The 22,499-nt window shown below is 56.1% G+C and carries 18 protein-coding genes; 8 read left to right on the forward strand and 10 right to left on the reverse strand.

The features are described from left to right. Positions 1-8 precede the first annotated feature (8 nt). Both PYR66_07190 and PYR66_07195 read right to left on the reverse strand, forming a co-directional pair. Positions 9-440, reverse strand: coding sequence for a tripartite tricarboxylate transporter TctB family protein (locus tag PYR66_07190; GenBank protein WEF29488.1), 432 nt, complete (start codon positions 438-440; stop codon positions 9-11). Positions 441-455: 15 nt separating this feature from the next. Continuing rightward, positions 456-1,436 (reverse strand): tripartite tricarboxylate transporter substrate binding protein, encoded by a 981-nt coding sequence (locus tag PYR66_07195; GenBank protein ID WEF29489.1) that lies wholly within the window; start codon positions 1,434-1,436, stop codon positions 456-458. A gap of 133 nt (positions 1,437-1,569) precedes the next feature. Here PYR66_07195 and tctD point away from each other — a divergent pair, with 133 nt between their 5' ends. The 4 genes from tctD (at position 1,570) to PYR66_07215 (ending at position 5,833) form a co-directional block, all read left to right on the forward strand. Then, entirely contained in the window at positions 1,570-2,247 is a 678-nt protein-coding gene (tctD, locus tag PYR66_07200) for a transcriptional regulator TctD (GenBank protein WEF29490.1), read from the forward strand. Continuing rightward, complete coding sequence (locus PYR66_07205; GenBank protein WEF29491.1) at positions 2,234-3,649, forward strand: sensor histidine kinase; 1,416 nt, start codon at positions 2,234-2,236, stop codon at positions 3,647-3,649. Before tctD ends, PYR66_07205 begins: the two co-directional genes overlap by 14 nt. 346 nt (positions 3,650-3,995) lie before the next feature. Further along, positions 3,996-4,538 (forward strand): YfaZ family outer membrane protein, encoded by a 543-nt coding sequence (locus tag PYR66_07210; protein ID WEF29492.1) that lies wholly within the window; start codon positions 3,996-3,998, stop codon positions 4,536-4,538. A 95-nt stretch (positions 4,539-4,633) separates the two neighbouring features. Beyond that, positions 4,634-5,833, forward strand: a complete 1,200-nt coding sequence (locus PYR66_07215) for a nicotinamide mononucleotide deamidase-related protein YfaY (protein ID WEF29493.1) — start codon at positions 4,634-4,636, stop codon at positions 5,831-5,833. Position 5,834: 1 nt separating this feature from the next. Here the strand turns inward: PYR66_07215 and glpC are convergent, their stop codons facing one another. From glpC to glpA, 3 genes are read right to left on the reverse strand one after another with little or no spacing between them, the layout of a single operon-like run. Next, on the reverse strand, positions 5,835-7,022 hold the full coding sequence (gene glpC / locus PYR66_07220) for an anaerobic glycerol-3-phosphate dehydrogenase subunit GlpC (GenBank protein WEF29494.1): 1,188 nt from the start codon (positions 7,020-7,022) through the stop codon (positions 5,835-5,837). Continuing rightward, positions 7,019-8,278, reverse strand: a complete 1,260-nt coding sequence (gene glpB, locus PYR66_07225) for a glycerol-3-phosphate dehydrogenase subunit GlpB (GenBank protein ID WEF29495.1) — start codon at positions 8,276-8,278, stop codon at positions 7,019-7,021. Before glpB ends, glpC begins: the two co-directional genes overlap by 4 nt. Then, complete coding sequence (gene glpA, locus PYR66_07230; GenBank protein ID WEF29496.1) at positions 8,268-9,890, reverse strand: anaerobic glycerol-3-phosphate dehydrogenase subunit A; 1,623 nt, start codon at positions 9,888-9,890, stop codon at positions 8,268-8,270. The genes glpB and glpA overlap by 11 nt, the downstream gene beginning before the upstream one ends. A gap of 271 nt (positions 9,891-10,161) precedes the next feature. On the opposite strand from glpA, the gene glpT reads away from it, so the two are divergent. Both glpT and glpQ read left to right on the forward strand, forming a co-directional pair. After that, entirely contained in the window at positions 10,162-11,508 is a 1,347-nt protein-coding gene (gene glpT, locus PYR66_07235) for a glycerol-3-phosphate transporter (GenBank protein ID WEF29497.1), read from the forward strand. 9 nt (positions 11,509-11,517) lie between these two features. After that, entirely contained in the window at positions 11,518-12,597 is a 1,080-nt protein-coding gene (glpQ, locus tag PYR66_07240) for a glycerophosphodiester phosphodiesterase (GenBank protein ID WEF29498.1), read from the forward strand. 12 nt (positions 12,598-12,609) lie between these two features. On the opposite strand, the gene PYR66_07245 is transcribed toward glpQ, so the two are convergent. Continuing rightward, on the reverse strand, positions 12,610-13,488 hold the full coding sequence (locus tag PYR66_07245; protein ID WEF29499.1) for a LysR family transcriptional regulator: 879 nt from the start codon (positions 13,486-13,488) through the stop codon (positions 12,610-12,612). Positions 13,489-13,655: 167 nt separating this feature from the next. Here PYR66_07245 and PYR66_07250 point away from each other — a divergent pair, with 167 nt between their 5' ends. Beyond that, a complete protein-coding gene (locus PYR66_07250) occupies positions 13,656-14,846 on the forward strand; it encodes an MFS transporter (GenBank protein WEF29500.1) in 1,191 nt (396 codons plus the stop codon). A gap of 3 nt (positions 14,847-14,849) precedes the next feature. Here PYR66_07250 and yfaE read toward each other — a convergent pair whose 3' ends face one another. The 4 genes from yfaE to ubiG form a co-directional block, all read right to left on the reverse strand. Then, positions 14,850-15,104, reverse strand: a complete 255-nt coding sequence (yfaE, locus tag PYR66_07255) for a class I ribonucleotide reductase maintenance protein YfaE (GenBank protein ID WEF29501.1) — start codon at positions 15,102-15,104, stop codon at positions 14,850-14,852. Then, complete coding sequence (gene nrdB, locus PYR66_07260; GenBank protein WEF29502.1) at positions 15,104-16,234, reverse strand: ribonucleotide-diphosphate reductase subunit beta; 1,131 nt, start codon at positions 16,232-16,234, stop codon at positions 15,104-15,106. The genes yfaE and nrdB overlap by 1 nt, the downstream gene beginning before the upstream one ends. 103 nt (positions 16,235-16,337) lie before the next feature. Beyond that, on the reverse strand, positions 16,338-18,623 hold the full coding sequence (nrdA, locus tag PYR66_07265) for a ribonucleoside-diphosphate reductase subunit alpha (protein WEF29503.1): 2,286 nt from the start codon (positions 18,621-18,623) through the stop codon (positions 16,338-16,340). A gap of 345 nt (positions 18,624-18,968) precedes the next feature. Further along, positions 18,969-19,697, reverse strand: a complete 729-nt coding sequence (gene ubiG / locus PYR66_07270) for a bifunctional 2-polyprenyl-6-hydroxyphenol methylase/3-demethylubiquinol 3-O-methyltransferase UbiG (protein WEF29504.1) — start codon at positions 19,695-19,697, stop codon at positions 18,969-18,971. A gap of 147 nt (positions 19,698-19,844) precedes the next feature. Here ubiG and gyrA point away from each other — a divergent pair, with 147 nt between their 5' ends. Further along, positions 19,845-22,478, forward strand: coding sequence for a DNA topoisomerase (ATP-hydrolyzing) subunit A (gene gyrA, locus PYR66_07275; GenBank protein ID WEF29505.1), 2,634 nt, complete (start codon positions 19,845-19,847; stop codon positions 22,476-22,478). The last annotated feature ends 21 nt before the right edge of the window (positions 22,479-22,499 follow it).

The raw sequence follows: 22,499 nt of genomic DNA on the forward strand, positions 1-22,499 counted from the left end.
CTCCTCCGTTAATTTAACCAGACGCCGAGCGGCAGAGTGACATCAAGCAGGGTGTCGAAGGCGTACCATAGCGCCACCCCCATGACGACGCCGGCGATGCCGGCAGCCGGCAGCGTGGCGCCAAACAACAAGCCGATGACTGCCGTCAATAATGCGGTCGCCAGCGGGAAGCCTAACCATTCAAATCCCCATGCATACAGCACCAGCACCACGATCATGGTCAGCAGACGCTGCAATACATGCCGCCCCGGCCACGCGATGGCGTCCGAGCGGCGTAACAGCATCAGCGCCGAACACAGCAGCATCAAGCCGATAATACCCAGCGGGAAGGGGCGTGGGCCGACGGGTTCATAGGAATACTCGCTGTGGATCTGCCAGGCGATAAACAGACCGCCTATGCACAACAACAGCCAGACCCCGGCAAAAATACGATCGCTCATTTGCGCCTCCGCCGGTTATTTTGCCAGGCCAAAGGCTTTCGCCTGTTCGCGATAATCGTTGACCTGCTGCTTCACGTAGGTATCGAGCTCCTTGCCGTTCATGTTGAATTCAAACAGCCCGCGCAGTTCACGCTGTTTTTTGAATGCTTCGGTCTGCTGCAGTTTAGTGAACTCATTCACCCACCATTGATAATCGGCATCGCTGACCTTTGGTCCCATAAAGAAGCCGCGAATAATCGGCCAGACCAGGTCGTAACCTTGTTCTTTGGCGGTGGGGACATCGGCCAGCGTGCCCGGCAGACGTTCATTGGCGAAGACCGCCAGTACGCGGATTTTATTCCCCTGTAGGTACGGCACCATTTCGCTGAGATCGCCGGAGACCGCCTGAACGTGATTGCCGAGCAGCGCCGTAACCGGTTCTCCGCCGCCTTCAAAGGCGACATAGCGCATTTTGTGCGGGTCGACGTTAGCTTTTTGCGCCAGCAGCGCCGCTTTCATCCAGTCCTGGCTACCGATGGAGGCGCCAGCACCAATGACGATAGCTGTGGGATTTTTCTCCATTGCCGCCATAAAGGACTTCAGGTCTTTCCATGGCGAGTCGGCGCGTACCGCGATCATGCCGTAGTCGGTGCCGACGCTGGCCAGCCAGCGTACGTCATCAACGCCGTAGCGGCCGAATTTTCCCTGCGACAGGTTTAGCAACGACCCTCCGGAGAAAGCGACGACGGTACCGGGCTCCGCCGGGCGCTGGGCGACGATGGCGTTATAGGCCACCGCGCCGACGCCGCCAGGCATATAGGTGACGCGCATTGGTTTCTCGATAGCGCCGGTTTCCATCAGGCTGACCTGAATCAGTTTACAGGTCAGGTCAAAACCGCCGCCGGGTTTGGCGGGGGCGATACATTCGGTGCGGGAAGGGGGCTCTGCGGCGAAGGCGGAGGTGGCGCAGAGGCACAGCGCGATAGCGCTAAGTTGACGAAAAAATGGCGTTTTCATAGGTTTCCTCAGGAGGTACAGGGAATGTTTTTTTGATTATGTGAACCGACATGTGGTGATTCGGTTGCATGATTGTTAAAACAGTAACCTTTCATTTCCCTTTCAATGCGGCAGCAACTTTACAGGATGTGATATGCGTCTCTTATTAGCCGAAGATAATCGTGAGCTGGCTCACTGGCTGGAAAAAGCGCTGGTGCAGGGTGGTTTCGCTGTGGATTGCGTTTTTGACGGCCGGGCGGCAGATCACCTGCTACAAAGTGAAAAATACGCGCTGGCGGTACTCGATATCGGTATGCCGGGGCTAGATGGCCTCGATGTGGTGCAGCGGTTACGTAAGCGCGGACAAACCCTGCCGGTGCTGTTATTAACCGCTCGCAGCGCGGTGGCTGACCGGGTGAAAGGGTTGAATGTCGGCGCCGACGATTATCTGCCAAAACCGTTTGAGCTGGAGGAGCTCGACGCCCGACTACGGGCGCTGTTACGGCGCAGTGAAGGGCAAGTGCATGAGGTCCAGCAGCTTGGCGAGTTGGAGTATCGTGATGAAGGCTATTTTTTACTGCGTGGGCGGATGCTGTCGCTGACGCCGCGCGAACTGGCGTTATTAAAGGTGCTGATGTTCCGCCGCACGCGCCCGGTTTCCCGTCAACAGCTATTTGAACAGATATTTAGCCTCAGCGATGACGTAAGTCCGGAGAGTATCGAACTCTATATCCACCGCCTGCGGAAAAAGCTGCAGGAGAGCAATGTTCGCATTACCACGCTGCGGGGGCTGGGTTACTTGCTGGAGTGCGCGCGCCATGAGGTGGAGTAAACCGCAGTCGCTGTATGCCCAATTGCTGTTGTTTCTCGGCCTGCCGCTGGCGTTGCTGTGGGGGTTGTCGGCATTCAATAGCTACGTCAGCGCGCTGCAGGCGGCGACACAGGCGTATGACCGCACGTTGCTGTCATCGGCGCGTACGGTAGCGGAGCGGCTGGTGGTACGTCATGGTCATCTTGAGGTGAATGTCCCTTGGGTGGTGCTGGACAGCTTCGAGCTCAATATGAACGACCGACTGTATTACAAGGTGCTTGATCCGCAAGGGAAGGTGATTTCCGGTTTTGACGATCTACCGGCGATGCCGCCGGCAACCTCGCGAACTCAGCTCTATCCGGCGCTGGCATGGTTTTATCATACCGAATACCGCGGCCAGGCGATCCGCGTGGCGCGCCTACTGCAGCCAGTCAATGAAGGCGGCATCGTCGGGATGGCGGAGATTTATATTGCCGAAACGCTGCAGTCGCGGCGCTGGCTGGCTGGACAACTGCTGTTCTCATCCTGGGTGTCGCAGGGGTTGTTGGTGTTGCTGACGCTGGTACTGGCGGGCTGGCTGTTGCGTCGCGTATTAAGGCCAATGCGCCAGCTCTCTTCGCTGATGGTACGGCGCGAACCCGGTTTGTTGACGCCGTTGCCGGAACTGCTGCCGTGGTCGGAGACGCGGCTGCTAATTGTTGCTTTTAACCGCTATATCGATCGCCTGCGGGTGATGATTTCTCGCCAGGAGCGCTTCAGCGCCGATGCTTCCCATCAGTTGAAAACGCCGTTGGCGGTATTGAAGACCCAGGCCTCGGTGGCGCTGGCCAGCGACGATCCACGGCTGTGGCGCGAAAGTTTGCAGGCGATGCGTGTGACTCTGGACGATACGGTTTTGCTCACCGAACGTCTGCTGCAGCTCGCGACCGTGAAACGTCGGGAACAGGGCGAGCAGGCCTTTGCGACTGTCGATCTGCAGGAAGTGGTCCACAGCAGCTGCTTTTCACGCATTGCGCAGGCGCGGAGCAAGAATATCGATCTTGGCTATGATGGCGAGTGCTCGCCAGTAAACATTGTGGGCGATAGCGTGCTGCTGGGCGAGCTGTGCGCCAACCTGCTCGACAATGCGATTCGCTACACCCCTGAATGGGGGACGGTCACGCTGAGTCTGCATCGTGATAGCGAGGCCGTGCTGCTGACCGTGGAAGACAGCGGTCCGGGCATTGATGATCAGCAGATAAATCAGGCGCTGACGCCGTTTCGCCGCCTGGATAATGTAGGCGCGGTTCCTGGCGCTGGGCTGGGCCTGGCGCTGGTGAATGATATTGCGCGGCTGCACCGTAGTCGCCCGCAGCTGTCACGGAGCGAGAGCCTGGGCGGACTGAAGGTGACGCTACGCCTGCTGACCGTAGGCTCAAAGTAGCCCTTTCAGGCTGAGGGTGAGCCGGGTTGGTGCTGAAGCGGTTGGATCTGCTCGCGTACTAATTTTTTATTCTCCTTTTCCTGGCGCCCGCGCGACGCCCGTTGTGCGGGTTAATTTTTATTTATGCCATCAATATGGCATTGTTAATTATATTCTTGGTAAATATAAAATCACCAGAATGAGCCTCTTCTCGCCAACGGGCGGTACCATTGATGTAAAAAGACGCAACTGGTTACACTCTTGTGATAAATCATTTCGCCAGGTCATTGATTATTGACGGGTGCGCAGTAGAATTTTGAGGTTTTTCGGGACTTCTTTGATTCTTATTTTCTGGATAGAGTAAACAATGAAAAAGAGCATTTATATGGCCCTGGCCGGGGTGATGATGGTGTCTTCGGCGGCTCATGCGATTAGCGTCACGGGCGAAGCTGGCGAACACTATACCAACCTGGGCGTTGGCTTTGGTACCGAATCGACCGGTCTTGCTATCTCAGGCAACTGGCTGCATAGCGATAACGACGGCGATGCTGCCGGTTTAGGTCTGGGTCTGAATATTCCGCTGGGTCCCTTCCTCGCGACGGTTGGCGGTAAAGGCGTCTACACTAATCCGAAGCAGGGCGATGAAGGGTATGCGGCGGCGGTCGGCGGTGGTCTGCAGTGGAAAATCGGCGACAGTTTCCGTTTATATGGCGATTACTACTACTCCCCGGATTCACTCTCCAGCGGCATTGACAGTTATGAAGAAGCTAACGTCGGCGCCAGCTGGACTATCATGCGTCCGCTCAGCATCCAGGCAGGCTACCGCTACCTGAATCTGGCGGGCAAAGACGGCAATCGCGATAACACCATCGCCGACGGCCCGTACATCGGCGCCAGCGCCAGCTTCTAATCCTCCGGCGCGGCCTTCCGTCGCGCCAGATTTTCTTCCTCGCCCGCCCGCGCCTTTGCGCTATAGTATTTCGACTTATCAGGCTGGAGTTCACAATGCTAAACGTGGAAATGCTGTCCACTGGCGATGAAGTGCTACATGGGCAGATTGTTGATACCAATGCCGCCTGGCTGGCGGATTACTTTTTTAATCAGGGTTTGCCGTTAACGCGCCGCAACACCGTCGGCGATGACCTCGACGCGCTGGTGGCCATCCTGCGCGAACGTAGCGAACAGGCGGATGTGCTGATCGTTAACGGCGGTCTGGGACCGACCAGCGACGACCTCAGCGCGCTGGCGGCGGCTACGGCGAAGGGGGAAGGGTTGATCCTGCACGCCGGATGGCTGGAAACGATGACGCGCTTTTTTGCCGAACGCGGTCGCCCCATGGCGGAAAGCAACCGCAAGCAGGCGGAAATCCCCGCCAGCGCCGAGATGATCAATAACCCGGTCGGCACCGCCTGCGGGTTTGCCGTCCAGCTCAATCGCTGCCTGATGTTTTTCACCCCCGGTGTACCGTCGGAATTCAAAGTGATGGTTGAGCAGGAGATCGTGCCTCGTTTGCGCGCGCGTTTCACGCTTCCGTCACCGCCGGTCTGTCTGCGTTTAACTACCTTTGGGCGCTCGGAAAGCGAACTGGCGCAGAGCCTGAACTCTCTGCCGCTGCCGCCGGGCGTCGTCATGGGCTATCGCTCGTCAATGCCGATTATCGAACTGAAGCTGACCGGGCCTGCGGAGCAGCGCGATGCGATGCTGGCACTATGGCCAGAGGTTCGTCAGGTGGCTGGGGAAAGCCTAATTTTCGAGGGGACGGAAGGGTTGCCGGCGCAGATCGCGCGCTGTCTGCAGGAACGTCAGCTTAGCCTTACTTTAAGCGAGCAGTTTACCAGCGGCCTGCTGGCGCTGCAGTTGCGGCGCGCTAACGCGCCGCTATTAGCCAGCGAAGTGGTGCCCGCGCAGGAGGAGACGTTGGCGCAATCGGCGCGTTGGGCCGCCGAACGGCGGGTTAACCATTTTGCCGGGCTGGCGTTGTCGGTCAGCGGCGAGGAGGACGATCATCTGAACTTCGTGCTGTCGACGCCGGAAGGCACGCACGCGCTGCGGGTTAAGTTCAGCGTCAATCGCCATAGTTTGCAGGTCCGGCAGGAGGTCTGCGCGATGATGGCGCTTAATATGCTGCGCCGCTGGCTCAACGGTAAACCGGTCAGCGGCGAGCATGGCTGGATTAACGTCGTTGAGACGCTGTTTATCGACTAACTCAGGCAGGTGCGCCCAGCGCCTGCGCCAGCAGAGTAATGGGATGTTCGCAGCGTTTGCTGGTGGACATCTCAATCTGCCATTTGCAGGTCTCACAATCGGTGACCACGATGTCCGCGCCGCTCTCCTCAATCTGGCGGAACAACGGCGCGCCGATTGCCTGCGCTGACGGGTAGTTTTCTGACTTAAAGCCGAAGGTTCCGGCGATGCCGCAGCACTGCGAATCCAGCACCTCCAGTTGCAAGCCGGGGATCAACCGCAGCAGCTCGATGGTATACAGCGACCAGCCCATTTTCTCCATATGACAAGGGGTGTGATAGACCACCTTCAGCGGCAGAGAGCGCAACGGTAGCGTCTTGCCAGCATCCAGCTGTTTCCAAATCCAGCGGGTCGCCAGCTCAATGCGATCGCGCAGATCGCTGTTATCAATATCCAGAACATGGGGGTATTCATCGCGCAGGGTAAAGGCGCAGGTCGATGAAGTGGCAATGACCGGTAGCGTATTTTCCCGCATCGCGGCGACGTTGCTCCGCGCCTGTTTACGCGCCTTGTCAAAAAAACCGTTAGCGATCAGCGGGACGCCGCAGCATTTTTCCCTGGATAATAATTGTACGCCGGTACCCATCGCGTTAACGACGTGAATGAGATCCTTACCCAATTGCGGGTGGTTATAGTTGACGTAGCAGCCGTGGAAGAATGCCACCTGCTCGCTGTACTGCGCCTGGCTGGCGGCAAGCTGGCGATAAGCGCGACGAAAGGTGCCGAAGCCGTATTTCGGCAGCGTGCGGCGATGGTCGATGTTGAGCGCCGCGTCGAGTAACCGGCGTACCGGCTTTAAGCCCGTCGTGGCGTTGACCAGCGGGGCAAACGGCGTGGACAGCGTTCCCATCAGGTCGGTATGGCTGAGGATGGCGTCGCGTAGGGTCGGCTTTTGCTGGCTGTACTGCGCGCGCGCGCGTTGAATGATATCACCGATCTTCACGTCGGACGGACAGGCGACTTCGCAGCGCTTGCAGTTAATACAATATTTCAGCGCTTCATCGTACAGCGCACCATCTTTCAGGCGCAGGCGTTCTCCGTCGGGCCCCGCCTGTTTGGGGCCGGGATAGCGCGGATTCACCCGGCTCACCGGGCAGGCGGTGGTACAGACTGTACATTTGATACAGCTCTCAAAATGGGGGGCGTTCATTGTCGGCCTCCTGCAAGATCGTGGATCTGTCTGGCGGTGTGCAGCGCGGTTACGGCGCAAACGCCGCCGCCGCAGCCAAGCTGAATGGCATCGAAACCGCCGAGCAACGAGCCGATGGCGAAAAGATTGCTGAGCGGCTGGCCGAGCAACTGAGGGCGCAGCATGGTATCGGTTTTCAAGCCGAAGCGCTGCCACGGTTGAGAAGCGAAGAAATCACGCTGGTACCAGCTATCGCGCGCTATCGTTTGTTGCAGGTCGAGACCCAGAATCGGCTCGCGCACGCCATCGCGAGTGGCGACCAGGCCGTTGCTGAAAAAGCTGCCGCTCGCCAGCACGGTAAAGCGCGGGCGCAGCGCAATATCGCCGTGATTACGTGTCCATACTGCATCGACGGCGCCGTGCTGATGGCTGATTTTCACCACTTCGTCACCGGCAAGCCAGGTGCCGCCGGTACGGATGAACTGGCGCTGGAGCTGGCTATGTAAGCGCATTCCTGGAACAGAAGGCGGCAGCGTCGGCAGCAGGCGCAGCGGACAGGGCAGATGCGCCAGTAGCCAGCGGTAGAGTCGGTTATCGGCGAGGCCAAAGCAGGCGGGCATAATGAGCAGTTCGTACTGCTGCGCCAGCGGCAGCAGCGCGGATTGCAGGGCAGGCCACAGATTTTCATCGTCAAGCACGCGGGCGATATTAGCGGCGCGAAACTCCGTTGGGTTATCGCGAAGCACATCAAGCAGCGGTAAATCAATTTCCGCCGCAGCGGCATTCATTCCACGTTGTTTGAGCGCGGCGGCGGCAAGATGTGGCTGAAAATCGGCAAAGCCGCTGATCCCCACCAGGCAGATGCGCTGCTGCGGCAATGGCGCCAGCGGCACCTCTTCCGGCGACAGCCACGCCGGGCGTAACGTACCGAGCGGAGTGATCCGCTGGTGCGGCTGGCAGGCTTCGCCCTGCATGATGATGCCGCAGGAGGCTAATAGCGCTTCGGTTCGCGCTGCGTAATCGAGCACCGCGTCGGCGCCGAGTCGGGCGTACGGGTGATCGGGAAGCTGAATGGCAAGCTGGCGAAGACCTTGCGCGACATCGGTGACGTTCTCGCCGTTTGGCAGCGTCGAGAGTAAGTCCAGCGAGGCGGAAGAAAAATGCAGCGCGCTTTGCCCGCGGCTGATTATCACGCAGCGTTGGCCATATTGATTCAGCGCCAGCCCGCACAGAAGCCCGGCCAGCCCGCCGCCGACGATGGCACAGTCAAATTTCATCCTGATGCTCCTTTTGCAATCCGCATAACCCGAGGTAGACCCAGCGAGTAAATTCGCTTTCGCGCAGCGCGTCGCCCCAGGCGATCGGCTGGACGCCTTTCCAGCGTTCATTGAGAAATTCTGACAGCTGAGTTAAGGATTGCGCCGGCGTGGCGACGTTAAAACGCTGCAGCAGTCCGGCGGCGCGACAGGCGCAAAGTTCCCCCTGGCAGGTACCCATACCGACTCGGGTGCGACGGCGTAGGTCGAGCAGATTGTTCACCGCCAGATTCTCCACGGCGTATTGTACCTCGCCTGCGGTGACCGCTTCGCATTCGCAGACCAGGCTACGATGCTGGCGGCTGTCGCCGAGCCATGCCGGAGTGCGGTCGCCGTGACGATATACCGCCGAACCGCGCAGCGGCGCCGGTAGCGAGATGATTTTTTTCAGCGTGGTTTCCGTTGCTTCCTGCGAGCCAGGTAGCGGCAGTTCAGCGGTACGGCATGGTTCCGTATTACCGAGCTTGCGGCAGACGGCGTCGCTGGCCCATTCCGCCATCAGGCGGTAGGTCATTAACTTCCCGCCAGTAATGGTGATAAACCCTTCCATACCGTCGCGCCGGGCGTGGTCGAGCAACACGATGCCGCGGCTGACGTTGCGCCCGCTGGGATCGTCATCGCTGGCGACCAGCGGGCGTACGCCGGAATAAGCGCGTAGCACCCGGGTCCGCCCCATGATCGGCGCCAGTTTTTCACCTTCGCGCAGTAGCGTATCAACTTCCGCTGTTGTCACCCGATTGTCGTCAATTTCGTCATAAGGAATATGCGTTGAGGTGGTGCCAATCAGCGAAATGGTGTCGCCGGGGACCAGAATATCGGCATCGGCAGGTTTACGGCAGCGGTTGATGACCTGGCGATTGATACGATGGTCGAGGATGAGTAGCGATCCTTTGGCCGGGAACATGGATATGCGCAGATCGGCGTATTCAGCAATACGCTGGCCCCAAATCCCCGCGGCGTTGACCACCACTTGAGCGTGCAGAGTGCGGGCTTCACGACGTTGATGATCGTAGAAATGTACCCCGCTGACGCGATCGCCATGGCGCAACAGGCCGGTGACTTCGCAGCCGGTGAGGATCTGCGCTCCATGCTCACGCGCGTCGAGCATATTGGCGGCGGTAAGGCGGAAAGGATCGACAGTGCCATCCGGCACCTGCACGGCGCCAAGCAATGTCGGATTTACCGCAGGCTCAAGGCGCAGCGCCTCTGCTGGCGTGAGCGGTTGGGCATCGATACCGGCTTGCTGGCAGGCGTGGATAAAGGTTTGCTGCCAGGCCATGTCATCTTCAGGCAGGGTGATAAACAATCCGTTGGTAGGTTCAATGCAATGGCGGGCGATGCGGCGCAGAATGCGGTTTTCGCTGATACATTCGCGCGCTGATTCGCTATCGGTGACCGCATAGCGTGCGCCGCTATGCAACAGGCCATGGTTGCGGCCGGTAGCGCCAGTGGCGATATCGTGCCGCTCAATTAAGGCCACGCGTAGCCCACGTAGAGCACAGTCGCGGGCGATCCCCGCGCCGGTGGCGCCGCCGCCAATTATCAGCGCATCAAATTCTTGCGTCTCGGCCATCTTCCGATCCCTCTACTTTCGTTTTACACCATTTAGCCATATCAACCGTGTGGAATGTTTGATTTCGAGCATATTTGCGCGCAATTCGAGCGTTTGCTGTGATTTTGTGCTCACAATGGAAAATATTGTCATATATCTGTAACAAAATGTGCGACATTTCACAGTATTAGTTCTACGCTTTGCCTACCATCGCGACCACATCAGAAGTTAGTGAATAAATTACGTTTTTTGCGTCGATGTCAGTAAAACAGCAATGGCCACGGAGGCTGATATGTTAAGTATTTTTAAACCCGCAGCGCATAAAGCGCGTTTGCCAGCGGCGGAAATCGACCCGTTATACCGTCGATTACGCTGGCAGATCTTTATTGGCATCTTCTTTGGTTATGCCGCTTACTATTTGGTTCGTAAGAACTTTGCGCTGGCAATGCCCTATCTTATTGAACAGGGGTTCTCCCGTGGCGACCTTGGTTTCGCGCTTTCCGGTATCTCTATTGCCTACGGATTTTCGAAATTCATCATGGGTTCGGTTTCTGACCGCTCGAATCCGCGCATTTTCCTGCCAGCTGGTTTGATTCTGGCGGCGCTGGTGATGTTGGTCATGGGCTTCGTGCCCTGGGCCACCTCCAGCATCATGGTGATGTTCGTCCTGCTGTTCCTGTGCGGATGGTTCCAGGGGATGGGCTGGCCGCCGTGCGGACGTACGATGGTCCACTGGTGGTCGCAGAAAGAGCGCGGTGGGATTGTGTCGGTATGGAACTGCGCGCATAACGTCGGCGGCGGTATTCCACCGCTGCTGTTCCTGCTGGGGATGGCGTGGTTTAACGACTGGCATGCGGCGCTGTATATGCCAGCGTTTGGCGCGATCCTGCTGGCGATTTTCGCCTTCGCGATGATGCGCGATACGCCGCAGTCCTGCGGTCTGCCGCCGATCGAAGAGTATAAGAATGATTATCCGGACGACTACAGCGAGAAGCACGAAGAAGAGCTGACGGCGAAGCAGATTTTTATGCAGTACATCCTGCCGAACAAGCTGCTGTGGTACATCGCGGTAGCTAACGTCTTCGTTTATCTGCTGCGTTACGGCATCCTTGACTGGTCGCCGACCTATCTGAAAGAAGTGAAACACTTTGCGCTGGATAAATCTTCCTGGGCCTACTTCCTTTATGAATATGCGGGGATTCCGGGCACCCTGCTGTGCGGCTGGATGTCGGATAAAGTGTTCAAAGGTAACCGCGGCGCGACCGGCGTGTTCTTTATGACCCTGGTGACTATCGCTACTATCGTTTACTGGTTGAACCCGCCGGGCAACCCGGGTGTGGATATGGCCTGCATGATTGTCATCGGCTTCCTGATTTATGGCCCGGTCATGCTGATTGGCCTGCATGCGCTGGAACTGGCGCCGAAAAAAGCGGCCGGTACCGCCGCAGGTTTCACCGGTCTGTTCGGTTATCTCGGCGGCTCCGTGGCCGCGAGCGCCATCGTCGGTTATACCGTCGATTTCTTCGGCTGGGACGGCGGCTTTATGGTGATGATTGGCGGTAGCGTGTTGGCGGTTCTGCTGCTGATTATTGTGATGCTGGGTGAGCGACGTCATCACCAACAACTGAAGCAAGCCTAAGGAGCGGCAATGAAAATGAAATTAACCGCGCTGATGAGCGGAATGATACTGGCGGGTTCGGCGCTGTGCTTCAGTGCCGTGGCGGGAGAGAAAATCGTTATTGCCCACCGTGGCGCTAGCGGTTATCTGCCGGAACACACGCTGCCGGCGAAAGCGATGGCCTACGCCCAGGGCTCAGATTACCTCGAGCAGGATCTGGTCATGACTAAAGACGACCGGCTGGTGGTGCTGCATGATCACTATCTGGACCGGGTCACCGATGTGGCGCAGCGTTTTCCGCAGCGGGCGCGTAAAGATGGTCGTTTCTACGCCATCGACTTTACCCTTGCCGAGATTAAGTCGCTGAAGTTCACCGAAGGTTTTGAGCCGAAAGACGGCAAAAACGTACAAACCTATCCTGGGCGTTTCCCGATGGGTAAATCCGATTTTCGTATTCATACCTTTGAAGAAGAAATTGAATTTGTACAGGGGCTGAACCATTCGACCGGCAAAAACATCGGGATTTACCCGGAGATCAAAGCGCCGTGGTTCCACCATCAGGAAGGTAAAGATATTGCCGCCAGTGTGCTGAAAGTGCTGAAGGAGTATGGCTACACCAGCAAGCAGGATAAGGTCTATTTGCAGTGCTTTGACGCCAATGAGCTCAAGCGTATCAAGAATGAGCTGGAGCCGAAGATGGGGATGGATCTCAATCTGGTGCAGCTTATCGCCTATACCGACTGGAATGAAACACAGCAGCGTCAGGCCGACGGCAAATGGGTTAACTACAGCTATGACTGGATGTTTAAGCCGGGGGCAATGGCGCAGATTGCGAAGTACGCTGACGGTATCGGCCCGGATTACCATATGCTGGTGGCGGAAGGCTCTAAACCGGGCGATGTGAAGTTAACGGCGATGGTGAAAGAGGCGCATGCCAGCCATATGCAGGTACATCCGTATACGGTTCGCGCCGATCAGCTGCCGGACTACGCGACCGACGTCAATCAGCTGTACAACGTGCTGTATAACCAGGCGGATGTTGACGGCTTGTTTACCGACTTCCCGGATAAAGCGGTGCAATTTCTGCAAAAAGAGGGTGAACATCGCTAATCGTTTGTCTGATTAGCGCAACACGGTCTGGGTCAGTTGGCGCAGACATTCTTCAAGCAGCGCCAGCGGGCTGCCTTCGACCGGGGGCTCGCTGGCGATAAGCGAAATATGTCGATAAAACGCGGGCTCCAGGGCGACGGAGTGCAGCGGCTGGGCCAGCGTTTTAAGGATTAATTCGGGCAGCAGCGCGATTCCCAGCCCTTGATGGATAAAGCTCATTGCGGTTGCGGGATGGTTGAACTCATATTTTATTATCGGAGTCATATTCTGCGCCTCAAATAACGCCATAATGCTCAGCTCATAACGCCCTTTGCTGATAATTAATGCCTCATCAAATAAATCCTCTAATTGAACAGACGCGCGTTGTGAAAAAGGATGCTCCTTGGGGACCACAACGGTGAACTTATCTTTATAAACCGGGAAGGAGTACATCTCCGGGACTGGGAAATGAACAAAACCGGCATCCAGCTGTTGTGAGCGTACGGCTTCGATGATTTCCGCGCTGTTGGCTTCGTGTGGAATAATTTTTACCTGGGGATGATGCGTTTCGAAATAGCGAACCACATAGGGCAGGATGCTGGCGCAAACGCTGGGGAAGCTCCCGACCCGCAACTGGCGCACCGGCTGGCGTTTTTCCTGCTCGGCCAGTTCTTTCACGGCGTTAACCTCATGGAGTATGGCGCGCATTCGGGCCGCAATTCGCTCCCCGGCAGGTGTCAGACAGGCCTCTTTACGGCGTTCCCGCTGGAGAAGGGGAACGCCTAACTCCGCTTCCAGAGTGGCAATGGCCTGGCTGACGGCCGATTGGCTCATAAAGCGCCGCTTGCCTGCTTGTGTAAAACCCCCCGCATCGACCACGGCGAGCAGGACGCTGATTTGTGTTAATGTCATAAGTAATCACTAATTAATAATATTAAAATGAGTAATTTTACTAATGCTCGCGGGAAGGATACTCTTTTTACGAACAAAATCACAAAATAGCGCCCGCAATTATTTATATGAATGATGCATTCTTGAATTTTATAAACCTGCGCGCTGTATGAACAGGTGACCTTTCAATGAAAGAAAAATTATGGACAAAGGACTTTTGGTCAATAACGATAATCAGCTTCATTATCTTTTTTGTCTTTTACGTCCTGCTCACGCTGTTACCCATCTATATTGCAGATAATTTACACGCTTCAGCCGATAAAGCGGGATTGCTGGTCACATTTTTCCTGATCGCCGCGATTGTCGTACGCCCTTTTGCCGGGCAGTGGGTGGGAGAATATTCGAATAAAATGATTCTGATGCTTTCTTCTCTGGCCTTTTTGGTCGTGACCGCGCTGTATCCTTTATGTCACTCCATTGAAGCATTGCTGTTTGTACGCGTGCTTCATGGCATCACCTTCGGGGTGATAACGACGGTAAAAGGGACGATTTCCGCGCGGTTAATACCGGCCTCCCGACGTGGAGAGGGCATCAGTTTTTTCTCTTTGGCAATGGGGCTGGCGATGGTTATCGGGCCGTGGATTGGGTTAAATATGGCGCGGCATAGCGCCTTTATTCCGGCATTCTGGCTGTGTACCGCCGTTTCCGCCCTTGGCATTGTGCTGGCATTGATCATGAAGGTACCGCCGATCATTCGCCATACAGATGGTTCGAAACCAAAACTGGGTTTCACCGCGATGTTCGATCGTGCGGCGCTCCCGTTTGCGACAGTGACATTTTTTATGACGTTTTCCTATGCGGGCGTTTCAGCCTTCTTAGCCCTGTATGCGCGAGAATTGGGATTGCTGGCGGCGGCGAGCAATTTTTTGCTGTGCTATGCCGTATGTCTGATGGTGTGCCGTACTTTTACTGGCAACGTCTGTGATAAAAAAGGGCCCCGGTATGTGGTGTATCCCTGCCTGCTGGCCTTTACCCTCGGGTTGGTCGTGCTGGGGTACGCTCAGGGGAGTCTGATGATGATTTTATCCGGGGCGCTGATTGGGATTGGCTACGGTTCGGTGACGCCCGTTTTTCAGACGCAGATTATCAGTTCGGTGGAGCCGCATAAGATTGGCGTCGCGAATTCGCTGTTTTTTAATGCAATGGATGCGGGACTGGCGATTGGCGCTTTTATTATGGGCCTGATGGTGGATGGGGTCGGTTACCGGGCGATTTATCTGCTGGGTGCGGTACTGGTTGTGCTTGCCGGGGCGTTATACATCGTGCAAATGAAAAAACGCGGCGCCACGACGTTGGTTTCCGCGCATGAAATTCACTAACGACTACATCTCGATTTCGATATCGCCTTTTGCCCGGCAGCAGCAGGGCAAAATCTCTCCCGGTTGGATAAACGCCAGCGGCTCGGTCAGCCAGTCAACCTGGCCTGACACCAAACGTGTGCGGCAGGAACCGCAATAACCCGCACGGCACTGATACTCCACGTCAATATTATGCGATTCAAGGGCGGCCAACAGGGAAGGGTGTTCATCCTGACACTCAAGGCGAGTGTCAGAAATCTTCAAAAAAATCCGTTTCATTACAGCTGGAAGTTGCTCAGATCGTCAGCATCGACTTCAGCGTCGATCTGCCCGACGAGGTAGGAACTCACTTCCACTTCCTGCGGCGCCACCTGGACGTTGTCGGAGACCAGCCAGGTATTGATCCACGGGATCGGGTTGGAGCGAGTCTGGAACGGCAGATCGAGGCCCACTGCCTGCATGCGGATATTGGTGATGTACTCCACGTACTGGCAGAGAATATCTTTGTTCAGGCCGATCATCGAGCCGTCGCGGAACAGGTAGTCCGCCCACTCTTTTTCCTGCTGCGCCGCCAGCACGAACAGGTCGTAACACTCCTGCTTGCACTCTTCGGCGATTTCCGCCATTTCCGGATCGTCGACGCCGGAGCGCAACAGGTTCAGCATGTGCTGAGTGCCGGTCAGGTGAAGCGCTTCGTCACGGGCGATCAGGCGAATGATTTTCGCGTTGCCTTCCATCAGCTTGCGCTCGGCAAAAGCGAAGGAGCAGGCGAAGCTGACGTAGAAGCGGATCGCTTCCAGTGCGTTAACGCTCATCAGACACAGATACAGTTTCTTTTTCAGCTCGCGCAGGTCCACGGTCACGCTCTTGCCGTTAACGGTGTGGGTGCCTTCGCCCAGCAGATGCCAGTAGCTGGTCATTTCAATCAGCGAGTCGTAGTAGTGGGAGATACCTTCCGCACGTTTCTGGATCTGCTCATTGGTCACGATATCGTCGAAAACCGTCGCCGGATCGTTGACGATGTTGCGAATGATATGGGTGTAGGAGCGCGAGTGGATGGTCTCGGAGAATGCCCAGGTTTCGACCCAGGTTTCCAGTTCCGGGATCGAAATCAGCGGCAGCAGCGCGACGTTCGGGCTACGCCCCTGAATGGAATCGAGCAGCGTCTGGTATTTCAGGTTGCTGATGAAGATATGTTTTTCGTGCTCCGGCAGCGCCTGGTAGTCGATACGGTCGCGGGAGACGTCGACTTCTTCCGGACGCCAGAAGAAGGAAAGTTGCTTTTCAATCAGTTTTTCAAAGATGTCATATTTTTGCTGATCGTAGCGGGCCACGTTAACCGGCTGGCCAAAAAACATAGGCTCAAGCAGTTGATCGTTTTTCGTCTGTGAAAAAGTGGTGTATGCCATGAATGGGGATCCTGTCCTGGAATTATAGGCCGGGTGGCGCTTCGCTAACCCGGCCTACAATAGACCGTAGGCCCGGCAAGCAACGCGCCGCCGGGCAATATTATCAAATCTTACATGCGCCGCTTTCGCAGCCGTCGTCCTGAATGGAAGGTGCCAGGTCGTCCTGAGCATCTTCTGCGCCATCACGGGTGTTGTGATAGTACAGCGTTTTCACACCGAATTTATAGGCGTTGAGCAAGTCTTTCAGCAGCTGCTGCATCGGCACTTTTCCGGATGGGAAACGCGTCGGGTCATAGTTGGTGTTGGCGGAAATCGACTGGTCGATAAATTTCTGCATGATGCCGACCAGTTGCAGATAGCCGTCGTTGTTCGGCATTTCCCACAGCAGCTCGTAGCCGTTCTGCAGTTTTTCGTAATCCGGCACAACCTGGCGCAGGATCCCGTCTTTCGACGCTTTGATGCTCACGTGGCCGCGCGGCGGTTCGATACCGTTGGTGGCGTTGGAGATCTGCGAAGAGGTCTCGGACGGCATTAACGCGGAGAGCGTGGAGTTACGCAGGCCGTGGGTTTTGATGGACTCGCGCAGCTGCTCCCAGTCGTAATGCAGGGATTCGCTCACGATTGCATCCAGGTCTTTCTTATAGGTATCGATCGGCAGAATGCCCTGCGCGTAGGTGGTTTCGTTGAACCACGGGCAGGCGCCTTGCTCGATAGCCAGTTCGTTGGAGGCTTTCAGCAGATAGTACTGAATGGCTTCGAACGTTTTGTGCGTCAGATTGTTGGCGCTGCCATCGGAGTAGCGTTTGCCGTGCTTCGCCAGATAGTAAGCGAAGTTAATCACGCCGATACCCAGCGTACGACGACCCATCGCGCCGCGTTTGGCGGCCGGGATTGGGTAATCCTGATAATCCAGCAGCGCATCCAGCGCGCGAACCGCCAGTACCGCCAGATCTTCCAGCTCGTCGAGGCTATCGATCGCGCCGAGGTTGAATGCGGACAATGTACAGAGCGCGATTTCGCCGTTTTCATCGTTCACATCTTCCAGCGGTTTTGTCGGCAGGGCGATTTCCAGGCACAGGTTAGACTGGCGCACTGGCGCGACAACCGGGTCGAACGGGCTGTGGGTGTTGCAGTGATCAACGTTCTGGATGTAGATACGGCCGGTAGAGGCGCGTTCCTGCATCATCAGCGAGAACAGTTCAACCGCTTTAATACGCTGCTTGCGGATGCTGTCGTCTTTCTCATATTTGGTGTACAGACGCTCGAATTCGTCCTGATCGGCGAAGAACGCGTCGTACAGGCCCGGAACATCGGACGGGCTGAACAAGGTGATGTCTTCGCCTTTCAGCAGGCGGGTGTACATCAGCTTGTTGATCTGTACGCCGTAGTCCATATGGCGAACGCGGTTAGCGTCGGTACCACGGTTGTTTTTCAGCACCAGCAGGCTTTCGACTTCCAGATGCCACATCGGGTAGAAGAGGGTGGCCGCACCGCCGCGAACGCCGCCCTGCGAGCAGGATTTTACGGCGGTCTGGAAATGCTTATAGAACGGGATACAGCCGGTGTGGAAGGCCTCGCCGCCGCGGATCGGGCTGCCCAGCGCGCGAATGCGGCCGGCATTGATACCGATACCGGCGCGCTGGGAAACGTATTTCACAATCGCGCTGGAGGTGGCGTTGATGGAATCCAGGCTATCGCCGCACTCGATCAGTACGCAGGAGCTGAACTGACGGGTCGGGGTACGCACGCCGGACATGATCGGCGTCGGCAGCGAGATTTTAAAGGTGGACACCGCATCATAGAAACGCTTGATGTAGTCCAGACGGGTCTCACGCGGGTAGTTAGAGAACAGGCAAGCCGCCACCAGAATATAGAGGAATTGCGCGCTTTCATAAATCTCGCCGGTGACGCGGTTCTGCACCAGATATTTGCCTTCCAGCTGCTTAACGGCCGCGTAGGAGAAGTTCATATCGCGCCAGTGGTCGATAAAACCGTCCATCTGCTGGAACTCTTCTTCCGTGTAGTCTTCCAGCAGATGATGATCATATTTACCTTTTTCGACCATGTTCACCACGTGGGTGTACAGCGCCGGCGGTTCAAATTGACCAAACGCTTTTTTGCGCAGGTGGAAGATAGCCAGGCGCGCGGCCAGGTACTGGTAGTCCGGCGCCTCGCGGGAGATCAGATCTGCTGCGGCCTTAATGATCGTTTCGTGGATGTCGGCAGTTTTGATGCCGTCATAGAACTGGATGTGCGAACGCAGTTCTACCTGAGAAATCGAAACGTTATTCAGCCCTTCTGCCGCCCAATCTAGTACGCGATGGATTTTGTCGAGATTGATGCGCTCGGTGCTACCGTCGCGCTTTGTCACCAGCAGACTCTGATTCATGTGGTTTTTACCTGTCCGTGAGAGAAAATATCCCCCGTTTATCCACAGAAGGCCGTTGTGACTAACTCTGTGGATAAATACTATATGTAGGGGGTTGTCGATAAAAAGAACGCTATATGGTGAGTTATTTTAGTAAGGATTCTTTTGAGTACAAGGGTTGATTTTGACGTTAATTTGAGGTTGCGGAAGCGTAATAATCGCTAAGTCCACGTCGTATAAGGCCTGGAGAAGATGTCAATAAAACAGAAAAAAAAATGAAAATTTGATCGAGTGCTGATTTCTTCATCGGAAGGAAAAATTGCGCCGCTTGATGCCGCGCAATCATCATCATAAAAACGTCTGACGTTATGCCTTTTTTGCTGTTGTATGCAACATATAGTTAACATCAACGCCTGGCGCCAGCTTGAAGGTGTTGGTCAGCGGATTGAAGTGCAGGCCGATAATATGCTGCTCTTTCAGATGAGTCTGATCGACCCAGCTAATCAGTTCCGCCGGCTTGATGAATTTTTTCACATCATGAGTGCCTTTCGGAACCATTTTCATCACGTATTCCGCACCGACCACCGCCATCAGCCAGGCTTTACCATTACGGTTGATGGTCGAGAAGAAGACCTGACCGCCAGGCTTCACTAACCGCGCGCAGGCATGAACCACGGACTGCGGGTCAGGGACGTGCTCAAGCATTTCCATGCAGGTGACGACGTCATATTGCTGCGCGTGCTTTGCCGCGTGCTCTTCGACGGTTTCCTGAACATATTCCACCTGAATACCGCTTTCCAGCGCGTGCAGTTTCGCTACCTGCAGCGGTTCAAAACCCATATCCAGGCCAGTGACCGTTGCGCCTTCGCGTGCCATGCTTTCGGCAAGGATCCCGCCGCCGCACCCGACATCGAGCACCTTTTTGCCGAACAGGCCGCCAGAACGCTCGGCAATATAGCCAAGGCGCAGTGGGTTAATGCGATGCAGCGGTTTGAATTCGCCCTCTAAGTCCCACCAGCGCGAGGCGACGGCTTCGAATTTGGCGATTTCATTATGATCAACGTTGGGGGCCACCGACGATTTTTCGGCATTCATGGGCGCTTTTACTCCTTTTCTGTTCAGACCTGCGAGTATATCAGCAGACGGCCACGAATAAACCGTATTGGTTTACCTCTATTCCTGCGGCTGTGTTATAATTTGCGACCTTTGAATCCGGGAAACATGTAGAGGGATAGCGGTTAGATGAGCGACCTTGCGAGAGAAATTACACCGGTCAACATTGAGGAAGAGCTGAAGAACTCTTATCTGGATTATGCGATGTCGGTCATTGTTGGCCGTGCGCTGCCGGATGTCCGAGATGGCCTGAAGCCGGTACACCGTCGCGTACTATACGCCATGAACGTACTGGGCAATGACTGGAACAAAGCCTATAAAAAATCTGCCCGTGTTGTTGGCGACGTCATCGGTAAATACCACCCGCATGGTGACTCTGCGGTGTATGACACCATCGTCCGCATGGCGCAGCCGTTCTCGCTGCGCTACATGCTGGTGGATGGCCAGGGTAACTTCGGTTCCATCGATGGCGACTCTGCGGCGGCGATGCGTTATACCGAAATCCGCCTGGCGAAAATCGCCCACGAGCTGATGGCCGATCTCGAAAAAGAGACGGTAGATTTCGTCGATAACTATGACGGCACGGAGAAAATCCCTGACGTCATGCCGACCAAAATTCCTAACCTGCTGGTCAACGGCGCCTCTGGTATCGCTGTAGGTATGGCGACCAACATTCCGCCGCATAACCTGACGGAAGTCATTAACGGCTGCCTGGCGTATGTCGACAACGAAGACATCAGCATTGAAGGGTTGATGGAATACATCCCGGGGCCGGACTTCCCGACCGCGGCGATTATCAACGGCCGTCGTGGGATTGAAGAAGCCTACCGTACCGGCCGCGGCAAGGTATACATCCGTGCGCGCGCGGAAGTGGAAGCCGACGCCAAAACCGGGCGCGAAACCATCATCGTGCACGAAATTCCGTATCAGGTGAACAAAGCGCGCCTGATTGAGAAAATCGCCGAGCTGGTGAAAGACAAACGCGTTGAAGGTATTAGCGCGCTGCGCGACGAGTCCGACAAAGACGGGATGCGTATCGTTATCGAAGTAAAACGCGATGCGGTGGGCGAAGTGGTTCTCAACAACCTCTACTCCCAGACCCAGTTGCAGGTCTCCTTCGGTATTAACATGGTTGCGTTGCACCATGGTCAGCCGAAGATCATGAACCTGAAAGACATCATCGCCGCGTTTGTTCGTCACCGTCGCGAAGTCGTCACGCGTCGTACTATTTTCGAACTGCGCAAAGCGCGCGATCGTGCTCATATCCTTGAGGCCCTGGCCGTCGCGCTGGCGAACATCGATCCGATTATTGAACTGATCCGTCGGGCGCCGACGCCGGCTGAAGCGAAAGCTGGCCTGGTAGCGCAACCGTGGGATCTGGGCAACGTCGCCGCGATGCTGGAGCGTGCTGGCGATGACGCCGCGCGTCCGGAATGGCTGGAGCCGGAATTCGGCGTTCGCGATGGTAAATATTACCTGACCGAGCAGCAGGCGCAGGCGATTCTGGATCTGCGACTGCAGAAGCTGACAGGCCTTGAGCATGAAAAACTGCTCGACGAATACAAAGAGCTGCTGGAGCAGATCGCTGAGCTGCTGCATATTCTTGGCAGCGCCGATCGTCTGATGGAAGTGATTCGTGAAGAGCTGGAGCTGATCCGCGATCAGTTCGGCGACGAACGCCGTACCGAAATCACCGCCAACAGCGCCGATATCAACATTGAAGATCTGATCAACCAGGAAGATGTGGTGGTCACCCTGTCTCACCAGGGCTATGTGAAGTATCAGCCGCTTTCCGATTACGAAGCGCAACGTCGCGGCGGGAAAGGCAAATCGGCAGCACGTATTAAAGAAGAAGACTTTATTGACCGCCTGCTGGTGGCCAACACCCATGATACGATCCTCTGCTTCTCCAGCCGTGGTCGTTTGTACTGGATGAAGGTTTATCAGCTGCCGGAAGCCAGCCGTGGCGCGCGTGGCCGACCAATCGTCAACCTGCTGCCGCTGGAAGCCGATGAGCGTATCACCGCGATTCTGCCGGTTCGCGAATACGAAGAAGGCGTGAACGTCTTCATGGCGACCGCCAGCGGCACCGTGAAGAAAACGGCGCTGACCGAGTTCAGCCGTCCACGTTCCGCCGGTATTATCGCCGTCAATCTGAACGAAGGCGACGAGCTGATCGGCGTGGATCTGACCTCCGGTCAGGACGAAGTCATGCTGTTCTCCGCGGCCGGTAAAGTCGTGCGCTTTAAAGAAGACGCCGTTCGCGCGATGGGCCGTACCGCCACGGGCGTACGCGGCATCAAGCTGGCGGGTGAAGATAGCGTGGTATCGCTGATTATTCCTCGCGGTGAAGGTGCGATCCTGACCGTGACGCAAAACGGTTACGGCAAGCGTACTTCGGCGGAAGAGTATCCGACCAAGTCGCGTGCGACTCAGGGCGTTATCTCTATCAAGGTCACCGAACGTAACGGTTCTGTGGTTGGCGCCGTGCAGGTTGATGATTGCGACCAGATTATGATGATCACCGATGCGGGCACCCTGGTGCGTACTCGCGTCTCCGAAGTGAGCATTGTAGGTCGTAACACTCAGGGCGTGATCCTGATTCGTACCGCGGAAGACGAAAACGTCGTCGGCCTGCAGCGTGTGGCTGAACCGGTTGACGATGAAGAACTGGATGCCATCGATGGCAGCGTAGCGGAAGGTGACGATGATATCGTGCCGGAAAACGACGCTGACGACGACATCGCCGAAGACGAAGAGTAATCGTCCCAGGTAAATGTTCTG

This window comes from Klebsiella aerogenes (genome assembly GCA_029027985.1).
Taxonomy (GTDB): domain Bacteria; phylum Pseudomonadota; class Gammaproteobacteria; order Enterobacterales; family Enterobacteriaceae; genus Klebsiella; species Klebsiella aerogenes_A.